Consider the following 12669-nt stretch of genomic DNA (forward strand, 5'->3'; position numbering starts at 1 on the left):
CCGCCGTCGATGAGCCTGCGCGACTATGTGCGCAAACGCCGGCTCGACGCGACTCCTGAGCCCGGAGTCGAGCGGGCGAACACCAAGCCGGGCGCGAAATCGCGGCACAGCCGCGCGCAACCCATTTTCGTAGTGCAGCTGCATCACGCCCGCGCCCGTCATTACGACTTCCGCCTGGAAGCCGACGGCGTGCTGAAGAGCTGGGCGGTGCCCAAGGGCCCGTCGCTGCGCGCCGGCGAACGCCGGCTAGCGGTCGAGGTCGAGGATCATCCGCTCGACTACGCCGGTTTCGAAGGCGATATCCCGCAGGGCCATTACGGCGCCGGCCATGTCGATATCTTCGATCGCGGCACCTGGCACAGCGACGGCGATGCGCTGGAACAGATCGCCGCGGGCAAGCTGGATTTCGAGCTCGACGGCGAGCGTTTGCGCGGCCGTTTCACTCTGGTCAGGACCAAGCCCTCGGGGCGGCAGCGGCAATGGCTGTTGATCAAGCGCAGCGACGAATATGTGCAGGACAGCGATGCCGATGCGATGGTCGAGGCGATGGGGGCGGGTGTCGACGCGGCCACTGGTTCCGCGCGTTCGCGCGGCGGGGCTCGGGCGACGACGAAGACAAGCAAGCGGGCCGCGAAAAAGTCGGCGATGAAAGCCGCCGCGAAGCCCGTCGATAAATCCTTGCAGACGGCAAGGGCGGCCAAGGCCAAGCCTGCCTCGAAGAGTTCTGTCGCGAAGGCTTCGGCCGCAAGCACCGACTGGCGCAAGCAAGCGCTGGCCTTGCCGGGCGCGGAGGTCGCGGCGATGCCGAAACAAATCGAACTGCAACTGGCGACGTTGCGCGAGCATCCGCCGGTCGGCGGCGACTGGCTGCACGAGATCAAATGGGACGGCTACCGCCTGATCGGGTATCGCCAACGCGCCACGCGCCTGGAATCGCGCAATCGCCTGGACTGGACCGGACGCTTCCCGGCCTTGGCCGAGGCGGTGGACGCGCTGCCGCTGCGCAGCGCCATCCTGGACGGCGAATTGATCGCGCAAGACCGCGCCGGCCACAGCGATTTCGGCGAACTGCAGCGGCGGCTGGAAGCGGGGCAGGTCGATGCATTGCGCTACGTCGTGTTCGATCTGCTGTACCTGGACGGGATCGATCTGCGCGGCGCCGCGCAGTCGGCGCGTCGCGATCTGTTGCGCGAGGTATTGGCGGCGGGCGAAGCCTCGCCGCTGGCCTTCAGCGAGCACGTGCAAGGTCCGGCCGATCAGGTGCTCGCGGCCAGCGCCAAGGCCGGGCTGGAAGGCATCATCAGCAAGCGCGCCGATGCGCCGTACCGCGGCGGCCGCAGCCAGGCCTGGATCAAGCTCAAGCACAAGGCCGACGAGGAATTCATCGTGGTCGGCTACACCCCGCCGAAGAACAGCCGGCAGGGCTTCGGTTCGTTGCTGCTCGCGCGTCCCGAGCAAGGCGGCCTGGTGTATGTCGGCCGGGTCGGCAGCGGCTTCAACGACGACACCTTGCGCAGCCTGACCCGGCGCCTGCGTGGCCTGCATAGCGAGCACGCGTCGGTCGAATTGCCAGAACACGTACCGTTTTCGCGGCGCAGCGTGCATTGGGTCGAACCAAAACTCGTCATCGACGTGCATTCGCGCGGCCGCGGCAAGGAAGGCCTGATCCGTCAGGCCAGTTTCGCGCGCTTGCGCGAGGACAAGAGCGCCGCGGATCTGGGTGCTGCGTCTGCGGGCGAGGGCAAGGGTAGAGGCAGCGGGGGTCGGCCATCCGCCGCTACCGATGGCCGCGCCAAGCCGAGCGCAAAATCCGCCGCGAAATTGCCCGCGAAGTCACGAGCAAAGGCCGCCGTCGAGGAGCAGGGCATGTCCGAACAACGCATCACCCATCCCGAACGCATCGTGTTTCCGGATGCGAAGATCAGCAAGGGCGAGGTCGCCGACTACTATCGCGCGGTCGAACGCTGGCTGTTGCCGGAACTGATCGACCGGCCGGTCTCGCTGCTGCGCTGTCCCGACGGCATCGGCTCGCAGTGCTTCTTTCACAAGCACCACAGCGACGGCTTCGGTCCCGATGTGCATCCGGTGAGCTTGCGCGAATCCGCAGGCCAGGCCGACTACGTCTATGTCGACGACATCCAGGGCGTGTTGGCGCTGGTGCAGATGAATACCCTGGAGTTCCATCCCTGGGGCGCGCGGCGCGACAAGCCGGACCGGCCCGATCGTCTGATCTTCGATCTCGATCCCGCCGAAGGCATCGCCTGGAGCGAACTCAAGCGCGCCGCGCGCGAAGTGCGCGACCGGCTGGCCGAGATCGGCCTGGACAGCTGGGTGCGCCTGTCCGGCGGCAAGGGCGCGCATGTATGCGTGCCGATCCAGCGCGGGCCGGACTGGCCGCAGGTCAAAGCCTTCTGCGAAGCCTTCGCCGATGCGATGGTGGAGAACTCGCCCTTGCGTTACGTCGCCACCGCATCCAAGGCGGTGCGCAAGGACCGCATCTTCATCGACTGGCTGCGCAATGCGCGCGGCGCGACCAGCGTCACCGGCTGGTCGCTGCGCGCGCGCGAGGGCGCGCCGGTGGCGATGCCGCTGCGCTGGGACGAATTCGCGCGCAGCCGCGCCTCCACCGATTTCGATCTGGGCAAGGCCCTGCGCCGCGCGAAGCGGCTGCGCAGCGATCCGTGGGAAGGCTACGCCTCGAGCCGGCAGCGATTGCCCAAGCTCTAGCGGCCACGCCCTGGCGCGAAACCGGCGGCCTCACACCATTCCAGGCCACCCCATCTCCGGCTCCGCTTAGCTCCCTCTCCCGCTTGCGGGAGAGGGCCGGGGTGAGGGCCCGCGCCCAACCGCAAGCATCCAATCGCCCCGAACAAAGCGCCTTACTCCCCGCGTCGCCCCCGAGCCTAGCCACGTGATGCATCACCTTCGCCATCGCCCTGCGCTTGCGTCACACCCCTCATCCCGAACCGCCGTTCGCTCCAGTTCAACACCGTAAGCACCAATAAAGTCAGCACCGCCGCGGCCACGGCGAGCACGTGATAACGCAGGCCGGTGCAGGCGCCGATCACCGCGACCATCAGCAGCGAGGCCGCGGTGGTGATGCCGGCCACATTGCGGCCGCCGCGCGAGGCGAAGATCGTGCCCGCGCCGATGAACGACACGCCGCCGATCACCGCCTCGACCAGGCGCATCGGGTCCATGGTGATCATGAAGGGCATGCGGAAACGCGGATCCATCATCGCCAACTGGCCCATGCCGATCAGCAGCGACGAGGCGCCGGCCACCAGCATGTGCGTGCGAAATCCGGCCGGCCGGTTCTTGAGTTCGCGTTCGAATCCGATCGCGCCGCCTAACGCCATCGCGTACGCGGCGCCGCCGACCACCCACAACTGATCCATGAGTTGCATGAATGCGCTCCGCTGCGCCGATAGCAGATTCATGGATAACGACGCCGCCGTTATTCGAATGTGACTGGCGCTTGCTCGCGCTGAAGCTTGTTCGCTGAAGGATTCATCGTGACGCGACGACGATGAACCGCACACCTCGCGCTAACACCGCACTGGCCTGCTCTTAACTTGTGCGCGCGTAGTTTCGGTGGCGTACCCACAGGCTCCAGGGAGAGCGACCATGCCACGCGGCGACAAATCCTCGTATACCGACAAGCAGAAGCGTCAAGCCGAGCACATCGAAGCCGGCTACCGCGAACAAGGCGTGTCCAAGCAGGAAGCCGAGGAGCGGGCTTGGCGCACCGTCAATAAAAAAGATCACGGCGGCAAGAAGTCGGGATCCGGACGCAAGGACCATCACTGAGCGTACCCGGCGCGTCGCGCCTTCGGTGCAAGCAGCAGCAAGCGACCGCTTTCAACACGCGACACCTTCGAGACCACGCGTCTCAGCCAATGAGGAATACCCCGATGAACAGCACTCACACCCATTCCATCCGAATCGCCACCGCCGTGCTCGCCCTGGTCCTCTCGGGCGGCGCGTTCGCGCAGAGCGCGGGCACCCCCAACGGCAACGATCCGGCCACGGCCGCGGCGAAGAACGACTCGGCGCAGCCGGTCAGCGACACCTGGATAACCACCAAGGTCAAGACCGAATTGCTGGCGTCCAGCGAGGTATCGGGCACCGACATCAAGGTCGAGACCGTCAACGGCGTGGTCAAGCTGTCGGGCACCGCGAACAAGGCGCAGGTCGAGAAGGCCAAGTCGATTGCGCAGAACATCGATGGCGTCAAGAGTGTGGATACCAGTGGGTTGATGGCGGGTAGCAAGAGCGCCAAGAAGTAAATAGTGTGAGAAGTGAGGAACGAGAGTTAAAGCAAAGAGCTAAAGCCAAGCGAAAGAAGTAGGCCTGCGAACACGGCTAATTGGCGCCGGCGCGTGAACCGCTCATGCGCGCCGGCGTCCTCGGCCGACGTGGGTCCGGCGATATTCGCTACATCGGCGGCACGGTCAGGCCGGAATTGTCCGGCCTGACCGCCGCGGAGAACCCGTGATGACCCAGACAGCCGATCGCGTCTATACCGATCCCGCCGATATCGATCGGTTGCGTCAGTTGATCGGGCGTCTGCCGGACGCGGGCCTGGTCGATATCGTATTGATCGACGGAAGCCGCCAGTCCGCGGTCGTCACCGTGCGTCCGAGCCTGCAGACCTTTCTCGACGGCGAGGGCAACGAAGGCATCAACGCGGTCGTGCGGCTGGACGATCCCGAGGTCGCCAACGGCAGTCGCTATCTGTGGATCGACGAGATCCTCGATATCCATCCCATCCATTCCGATGAACGCGTGTTCGCGCAGCCGCCGCGGCGGCCGTGACGGCGCGGCGGCGGACTCGGCCGTTGAGACGCCGATGCGGGAGCATGCCGGCATGTCCTTCCTGCGCACCCGCGATCCAGACACCGGCCCCGGCTGCAGCGAAGGCGTTTGCCATGTCTACGTGCTGCCATGCGCCTACGAGGATCTGCTCAAGCTGGGGTTCTCGCGCAATCCCTTGTCGCGCGCGCAGGCGCTGCAGGCGCGCTATTTCGAATTCTTCGATCTGGACCGCGCCTTCCTGATCCAGACCGAGACCGTGCGCGATGCGCGCGACCTGGAGCTGCGTCTTCGCCACGTGCTCATCGAGCACAACGCGCCGGCGCCGTTGACGGTTCGCCGCGAAGCCGGCGGTCATAGCGAGTGGTATCGCGGCGCGTACACGGCCTTGGCCGGGCAGGCCGACGCGCTCGAGGCGCGGGGATACACAGTGTATCGGCCGTCGCGCGCCTGGTTCGCGCGCGAACTGGCGGCCCAGGGCGATCAGTTGTTCGAACGCGCATCGATGCTGCTGGCGCAACTGCAGGGCGATCTGGATTGGTTGCGGCGCCCGGATCTCGGCCCGTTGCGGCGCAACCTGATCGACGCGCTCGATGCGCATGCCGCGCTGGAGATCGACCTGGAACCGCGCCTGCCGCAGGCGCTGCTCGACTGGTACCGCGACGACCGGCCGGCATAAGGCGCCGGACCGAGGTCGCCTCACTCATTGGAGCCTACGACCATGACCCCGCTCGACAGACCCTTGCGACGCGAAGTGGAGATCGATGGCAAACCCTACACGCTGATCCTCGATCCCGAAGGCCTCAAGCTCAACGCCAAGGGACACCGAAAGGGGCTGGCGCTGAGCTGGACCGATCTGGTGTCCGGCGATGCGGCGCTGGCGGCGGCCTTGCAGGCCTCGACGGCGGATTGATCGCCGCCGCTTCGTCGCTGGCGGTGGCTCAGAACCTTCGCACCCTAAACGCCAGACTGATGCGCGGATCGAGCACGCCCGGCGCTTTGGGAATGCCGTGATCGTAGTGGTACTGCGAGGCGTGGCTCATCACCACCAGGCTGCCGGCCTCCAGTGGCATATGCCAGCACTCGCGCGGCTCGCGCTTGGCGCGGATGGTCATGCGCCGGGTCGCGCCGAGCGACAGCACCGCGATCGGTTGGCCGGGCGCGAGGTCATGCACCTTGTCGTTATGCGGCGCGACGCTGTCGTGGCCGTCGCGATACAGGTTCAGGCCGACGCTGTTGAACGGCGCGTCCAGCACCTGCGCGACGCGTTGCGCGGTTTCGGCCAGCAGCGGCGGCAACGCGTCGTGGTCGAGACGGTAGCTGGCCATGCGCCGCGGCACCTCGACCAGGCGCTCGTACATCATGCGTTGCTGCGAGGTCCATGCGGCGTGGGTCAGCAGGATCTCGAACAGGCGCTCGCACCACGGCGGATCGAACACCCCGGGCAGATAGCGCAGGCCGCCCTCGGCGTCGAGCACCGGTTGCTGCGGTTCGCTGTCGAAGAAGGAAGCCTGATGCATGCGCCATCGTGCCCGGCGGTAATCCCGGTATCTGAGATTCGAGGTATGGGCATGTGCGCGGCTTGCAAGTCGCGCGTTAGATCGCCGCATTCAGGCCGGATGCTTCTCCAGCTTCGGCAGGAACCACGCCATCAGCCCGATCGCCGGCAGATAGGCGCACAGGCCGTAGACCGCTTCGATGCCGATATGGTCGGCCAGCTGGCCCAACGCCGCCGCGCCCAGGCCGCCCATGCCGAAGGCGAAACCGAAGAACAGGCCGGCGATCATGCCGGTGCGGCCGGGGATCAGCTCCTGCGCGTACACCAGGATCGCCGCGAACGCCGACGACAGCACCAGGCCGATCACCACCGTCAGCACCGTGGTCCACAGCAGATTGGCGTGCGGCAGCATCAGGGTGAACGGCAATACGCCGAGGATCGAAAACCAGATCACGTAGCGACGGCCGATGCGGTCGCCGATCGGGCCGCCGAGCAAGGTGCCGGCGGCGACCGCGCCGAGGAATACGAACAGGTGCAGCTGCGCATCGCGCGCGGCCAGATGGAATTTCTCCATCAGGTAAAAGGTGTAGTAGCTCGACAGGCTGGCCATGTAGAAATACTTGGAAAAGATCAGCACGCCGAGCACCGCAAGAGTCATGGCGATGGTCTTGCGCGGCAGCGTCGGCCGCGCGACCGCATGCGCGCGCGCCTTGCGGTGGGCCGGGATCTGTTCGCGATACCACAGGCCGATGCGGCTGAGGATCACGATCGCGGCGAGCGCGGCGAACGCGAACCAGGCGACGCTGCCCTGGCCGCGCGGCATCACGATGTAAGCCGCGAGCAAGGGCCCGAGCGCCGAACCGACGTTGCCGCCGACCTGAAACAGCGATTGGGCCAGGCCGTGGCGGCCGCCGGAGGCCATGCGCGCCACCCGCGAGGATTCGGGATGGAACACCGACGAGCCCGAACCGACCAGGGCCGCGGCCAACAGCAGCATCGGGAAAGTCGTCGCGCGCGACAGCAACAGCAGGCCGGTCAGGGTGAAACCCATGCCGATCGCCAGCGAGTAGGGCATCGGGCGCTTGTCGGTGTAGATGCCGACCAGCGGCTGCAGCAGCGAGGCGGTGACCTGGAAGGTCAGGGTGATCAGGCCGATCTGGCCGAAATCCAGCCGGAACGATTGCTTGAGCAAGGGGTACAGCGCCGGCAGCAGCGACTGGATCATGTCGTTGAGCAGGTGGCAGACGCTGAGCATCGCCAGGATCGGCAAAGCGATCTTGTTGGCGGTTTCGGCGGCCGGCGCGGGCGCGGCTTCGAACGGCGGAACGTGGGCGACCGTCGGCGCGTCGACAAGGTCGGCCGTTGCCGCGGCGGGGGCATCCAGGGTGGTCATGGGCGGGGGCCAGGAGAGAACGGGACTGCGCTGGACGACCGCGGAGGCGAGGGCGTTGAGGTTGCCGTTGCTGTCGAGGTGCCTGCTGCGCCAACCAGTAGACGCCGTCGCGACACTGCCCGCACTATCATTCAGGTCAACAATCTGCGAGATCGGGCCAATGCGCAACGTCCAGGCGACCCTTGCCGACCAATTGCCGGGCCGTATCGTCGCGACGTCGAACGAATACCCCAGCCACCATCGCATCGCCCGCCACAAGCATCGGCGCTCGCAATTGCTGTACGCCGCGCACGGGATCATGGTGGTCGGCACCGAGACGGGGCGCTGGATCGTGCCGCCCGAGCGCGCGGCCTGGGTTCCATCCGGCATGGCCCACGATGTGCACGTGCTGGCGCAGATCAGCACGCGCAGCATCTACATCGAGCCCGAGGTCAGCGCCGCGTTGCCGCGCGATTGCCGGGTGATCGGGGTGTCGCCGCTGATGCGGCAGTTGCTGCTGGAAACGCTGGACCTGCCGCTGCAGAGCGAGTCCGGCAGCGGCTCGCGTCCGGACCTGATTTATTCGTTGATCGTGCATGAGATCGAACGCGCGCCGGTGCTGCCGCTGGACATTCCGTTTCCGGCCGATCCGCGCCTGGCCAAGCGGTGCCGCGCCTATCTGGCGCATCCGTCGCCGCACGACAGCATCGACGATTGGTGCGCCGATCTGGCGATGAGCCGGCGCACCTTCACCCGGCGTTTTCGCGCCGAAACCGGAACCAGTTTCGCCCAGTGGTGCCGGCAGGCGGCGATCTTCGCGGCCTTGCCGCGGCTGGCCGCGGGCGAGGCGATCACCGCCTTGGCGCTGGATCTGGGATACGAGAGCGCGTCGGCGTTCACCACCATGTTCAAACGGCTGATCGGCATGCCGCCGAGCCGGTATCTGGCGGTGTCGAATCCGATGCGGGAGGTGGCGGGGCCGATGCGGGCGACGATGCGGGGGTTGGATGGGTGAGGCGGGTTTGATTTGATCGCGGTCTGAGGCGAAGGCGTCGCGGTGCGTGTTGGCCCGCGACATCGGGTTTGCGTGGACGTTGCGGGTTCGCGGTCGCGGCTTGCGCCGCTCCTACAGGTGGATACGTGACTTGCGATTCATCCTGTAGGAGCGGCGCGAGCCGCGACCACGAACCTTCGGCTGCGACGCCGGCCGCATTGCCTCCGCATCGCAAAGACCAAAGACCTCAGCCAGCCGTCGCCTTTGCCGCTTCCTCGATCAACGCGAACACCTCGCGCGGATGCGAGGCCAACGAGGCATGGCTGGCCACCAGGGTGATCGTCTTCTTCGCGCCGATATGCGCGGCCATTTCGGCCTGCGTGGCCGGCGGAATCATGTGGTCCTGGCTCGACACCTGATACCAGCTGGGCTTGGTCTTCCACGCCGGCGCACCGGCCGTATCGGCGAAGCAGCGCCCGGCGATCGGCTTTTGCGCGACCGCCATCACCAGCGCTTCGCCCTCGTCGAGATCGGCGCTGAAATTGGCGTGGAAACCGTCCTGGGTCAGCCACAGAAAACCGTCCTGATCGGGGCGGATGATCGCCGCGCCCGCGGGCGCTTCGCGACGTCCGAAGATGCCGCCGAGGCTGTCGCCTTCGTCGGGCGCGAATGCGGCGATATAGACCAGCGCGACCACGTTGGCGGCATGACCGGCGCCGCTGATCACCGCGCCGCCGTAGGAATGCCCGACCAGGATCGTCGGCCCTTCCTGCGCTTCGGTCAGACGCCGGGTGCGGTCGACGTCATCGGCCAGCGAAGTCAGCGGGTTCTGCACGGCCTTGACCGGGTAACCGGCCTGATGCAGCAGCGGAATCACATGACGCCAATGCGAGCCGTCGCCCCAGGCGCCGTGGACGAGGACGATGGTGGGTTTGCTGGACATGGTGGCTTGCTCCTGGGGCGCGGCGGGCGGGGCGCTCAACGTAGCGCTGGGGGTGTCATGGTGGTGTTACAGGGTGGTGGGTGAGTTAGTTCGGTTCTGCTCGCCCGAAGCCGCGGATATGGACGCGCGGCGTTCCTATCAGACGGCATTCCCGCGCAGGCAGGCTCTGCTTTATTTCAGCGTAGCCGAACATCCAGAGGCTTCAGCGCCATGTCAGCAAAACGTCATTCCTGCGAAGTCGGGAATTCAGAGGCTTCAGCGCCATATTTCCAAAACGTCATTCCCGCGAAGGCGGGAATCCAGAGGCTTTAGCGCAAATCCGCCAGTCCGTGATTCCCGCGAACGCGGGCTCTGTTTTACTTCGGCGTAGCCGAACATCCAGTGACTTCAAACGTTCTCGCACGAAAGGCCCTGGATTCCCGCGTTCGCGGGAATGACGAATTGAGGTGTCGCGCTGAAGCTCTGGACGATTCCCCGTTCTAGGTTTCCGACTCTCAGCTCTCAGCTCTCAGCTCGCAGCTCTCAATTTCCAATTTCCAATTTCCAATTCCCGAGTCCCGAGTCCCGAGTCCCGAGTCCCGAATCCCGAATCAAAATCCCCAACCACCTCACTTGGCAACCAACACCAACACCGACCTCCCCTGCATCGCATACGTCGTATTCTCCCCGCCGATCAGCGTCTCGCTGCCCGGCAAGGCCACCGTATTCGGCCCCTCGTTCCAGGTCGCCGTATCCGTCACCCGATACCACTGCTTGCCGGTGCCCGCCCACGGCAGGACGAAATTCACCGGAGCGGACCAGCCGTTGTAGGCGATATAGATCGCGCTGGCGCTGTCGCCGAACTCGCTGCCGTCGATGCGCCACGCCAGCGCATGGTTGTCGCTGCCGTTGAAGTACGCGCTGTCGGCCTGGGCGCCGTCGGGCTTGAACCAGCGCAACTGCTCCATGACGTTGCCGTTGTTGTCCACGCCGGAATAGAACCCGATCGGACGCAGCGCCGGATGCGCCTTGCGGAACGCGATCATGCGCTTGGTGTAGGTCTCGTGGTCGGCCTCGATGCTGCTGCGTGTCCAGTACAGCCAGTTCGCCGCCGAATCCAGGTTGTAGGTGTTGTTGTTGCCGAACTGGGTGCGCAGCGCTTCGTCGCCGCCGGTCATCATCGGCACGCCGGCGCTGAGCAGCACGAAGGCAAGCCCGGTGCGCGCGGCCTTGCGCTGTTCGGCGACCACGCCGCCCTGGTTCCAGCTGAGGTTGTGGTCTTCGCCGCCGTCGGACGGGCCGTACGGCCAGGGCTGATTGTTCTGCTTGCTGTCGTAGGCATACAGATCGTTCAAGGTGAAGCCGTCGTGGGCGACCATGAAATTGATCGAATGCCAGGGCTTGCGGCCGTCGTCGCCGTAAAGATCGCTGGAGCCGGAAAAGCGCGAGGCCAGCGTGCCGGGCGTAACCACTTCGACCCCGAGCTTGTTCTGCTTCTTGCGCAGCGCGTCGCGGTACAGGCCGTTCCATTCCGCCCAGCCGGCCGGGAAATTACCGACCTGATACGAATTGCCGCCGATCGCCCACGGCTCGGCGATCAGGTCGATGCCGGCGCCGCCGCCGGCCGCGCGCGGCGGCAGTTCGGCGCTGATGCGATTGAGCGCATTGCCGCTGTCGGTCTTGTCGAAGTTGAAGCAGCCGTGCTGGCAACTGTTGCCCAGCACCGAGGCCAGGTCGAAACGGAAGCCGTCCACGCCGAGCGCATCGCGCCAATAAGCCAGCGAGTCGACGATCAGATTCTGCGCGATCGGATGACGGGTGTTGTAGTTGCCGCCGACGCCGGTGTTGTCCCACGGGTATTGAAAGTCGCTGCTGAGCGAGTAGTAGGCCGGGTTGTCGAGGCCGCGGAACGACAGCAGGTTGTACACGGTCAGGCCGTCGGTTCCGCCCCAGGCGCCGCCTTCGCCGGTGTGGTTGTAGACCACGTCGATATAGACCTTGATGCCGGCGTCGTGGAACGCCTTGACCATCGCCTTCCATTCGCGGGTCGGGCCGCCGGCGCTCTTGTCGAAGGCGTAGCGACGATCGGGGGCGAAATAGTTCAGGGTCATGTAGCCCCAGTAGTTATCGTCCGTGGTCGAATTCGGATCGACATCGTTCTGGTCGTTTTGGGTTTCCTGCACCGGCAGGAATTCCACCGCGGTCACCCCGAGCGCGGCCAGCGCGGCGGCCTTGCGCGCGGCGCCGAGGTAGGTGCCGCGTTCGGCGGCGGGCACGCTGGCGTCATTGCGGGTCAGGCCGCGCACGTGCACTTCGTAGATCACCTCGTCCTTGAGCGCGCGGGTGGGCTTGCTGCCGAACGACGTGGTGTCGGCGAGCAGCGCCACGCCCTTGCTCGCGCAGGCGCCGCTGTCCTTGTTGCGATGGGTCGCGCCGCTGGCGTAGATCGTGCCGTCGGTGCAGGCGGCGGTGTTCGGGTCCTGGCTGATCTCGCGCGCATACGGATCGAGCAGCAGCTTGTTCGGATTGAAGCGGTTGCCGGCGCTGTCGACATCGCTGACGAAGCCGGTGCCGCTGCCCTTGGTCCAGGCCGCGTTGTACGGCCAGTTCGGGCCCCAGGCGCGATAGCCGTAGTAGACCGTGCCGGTGATGCCGTAGCTGTTCTTGATCGTCGTCACGGCGACCGATTTCGACCACACCTGAGTGGTCGCATCCTTGGTCAGCACCAGCTTGGCGACTTCCTGCGCGCCCGACGGCGTCTTGTACAGCCACACTTCGATCCGGGTGGCGCGCGAGGAATACACGCGGAAGTTGAGATTGGCTTGAGTCGCGTCGTAGCGCGCGCCCAATTGCTGGCTGTCGATCGCGGCCTGCGCTGAAGCCGCGTGCAGCCCCAGCAGCGATGCGAGTAGCCATCCGGTGGCCGTGATCCCTGCTTGAATCCATGCTTGCTTGGCAGTGTGCATCGCGCTGAGTTCCGCTACGCGCCCGGCATGGCGCGCGGTCGACTCTACGGCGTAGCCGCAGCGCACCATGCACGGCTGCAATCGTATTCAATGGCCGATTAC

The 12669-nt window shown here is 66.0% G+C and carries 12 protein-coding genes; 7 read left to right on the forward strand and 5 right to left on the reverse strand.

The annotated features are described in order from the left end of the window. The first annotated feature begins 9 nt into the window (after window positions 1-9). Window positions 10-2727 carry a DNA ligase D gene (ligD, locus tag IEQ11_RS11700; RefSeq protein ID WP_191822572.1) on the forward strand — a complete coding sequence of 906 codons (2718 nt, stop codon included), beginning with the start codon at window positions 10-12 and terminating at the stop codon, window positions 2725-2727. Between the two features lie 176 nt (window positions 2728-2903). On the opposite strand, the gene IEQ11_RS11705 is transcribed toward ligD, so the two are convergent. Then, window positions 2904-3407: an MgtC/SapB family protein gene (locus IEQ11_RS11705; protein WP_191822571.1), complete on the reverse strand. Its 504-nt coding sequence runs from the start codon at window positions 3405-3407 to the stop codon at window positions 2904-2906. A gap of 220 nt (window positions 3408-3627) precedes the next feature. Here IEQ11_RS11705 and IEQ11_RS11710 point away from each other — a divergent pair, with 220 nt between their 5' ends. The 5 genes from IEQ11_RS11710 to IEQ11_RS11730 all read left to right on the forward strand — a co-directional run bounded on the left by IEQ11_RS11710 (window position 3628) and on the right by IEQ11_RS11730 (window position 5728). After that, the gene (locus tag IEQ11_RS11710; protein ID WP_046656558.1) at window positions 3628-3810 is read left to right on the forward strand and encodes a hypothetical protein; all 183 of its coding nucleotides are present in this window, start codon (window positions 3628-3630) and stop codon (window positions 3808-3810) included. 104 nt (window positions 3811-3914) lie between these two features. Next, window positions 3915-4289, forward strand: coding sequence for a BON domain-containing protein (locus tag IEQ11_RS11715; protein ID WP_228464791.1), 375 nt, complete (start codon window positions 3915-3917; stop codon window positions 4287-4289). Between the two features lie 208 nt (window positions 4290-4497). After that, window positions 4498-4818, forward strand: coding sequence for a DUF3247 family protein (locus IEQ11_RS11720; protein ID WP_157753956.1), 321 nt, complete (start codon window positions 4498-4500; stop codon window positions 4816-4818). Between the two features lie 52 nt (window positions 4819-4870). Beyond that, complete coding sequence (locus IEQ11_RS11725) at window positions 4871-5494, forward strand: GIY-YIG nuclease family protein (protein WP_228464789.1); 624 nt, start codon at window positions 4871-4873, stop codon at window positions 5492-5494. Between the two features lie 42 nt (window positions 5495-5536). Beyond that, entirely contained in the window at window positions 5537-5728 is a 192-nt protein-coding gene (locus tag IEQ11_RS11730; protein ID WP_046656561.1) for a hypothetical protein, read from the forward strand. Between the two features lie 28 nt (window positions 5729-5756). Here IEQ11_RS11730 and IEQ11_RS11735 read toward each other — a convergent pair whose 3' ends face one another. Beyond that, window positions 5757-6335, reverse strand: a complete 579-nt coding sequence (locus IEQ11_RS11735; RefSeq protein WP_036107429.1) for an alpha-ketoglutarate-dependent dioxygenase AlkB family protein — start codon at window positions 6333-6335, stop codon at window positions 5757-5759. Between the two features lie 90 nt (window positions 6336-6425). Further along, window positions 6426-7706 (reverse strand): MFS transporter, encoded by a 1281-nt coding sequence (locus IEQ11_RS11740; RefSeq protein WP_051547389.1) that lies wholly within the window; start codon window positions 7704-7706, stop codon window positions 6426-6428. 61 nt (window positions 7707-7767) lie between these two features. Between IEQ11_RS11740 and IEQ11_RS11745 the strand changes: the two genes are divergently transcribed. Beyond that, entirely contained in the window at window positions 7768-8700 is a 933-nt protein-coding gene (locus IEQ11_RS11745; RefSeq protein WP_247024811.1) for an AraC family transcriptional regulator, read from the forward strand. Between the two features lie 226 nt (window positions 8701-8926). Here the strand turns inward: IEQ11_RS11745 and IEQ11_RS11750 are convergent, their stop codons facing one another. Together IEQ11_RS11750 and IEQ11_RS11755 are read right to left on the reverse strand one after the other, a co-directional pair. Continuing rightward, window positions 8927-9622, reverse strand: coding sequence for an alpha/beta fold hydrolase (locus tag IEQ11_RS11750; protein ID WP_191822568.1), 696 nt, complete (start codon window positions 9620-9622; stop codon window positions 8927-8929). 608 nt (window positions 9623-10230) lie between these two features. Further along, window positions 10231-12567 (reverse strand): isoamylase, encoded by a 2337-nt coding sequence (locus IEQ11_RS11755; protein WP_191822567.1) that lies wholly within the window; start codon window positions 12565-12567, stop codon window positions 10231-10233. Window positions 12568-12669: the final 102 nt, after the last annotated feature.

Origin of the sequence: Lysobacter capsici (assembly GCF_014779555.2) — a bacterium.
GTDB lineage: Bacteria > Pseudomonadota > Gammaproteobacteria > Xanthomonadales > Xanthomonadaceae > Lysobacter > Lysobacter capsici.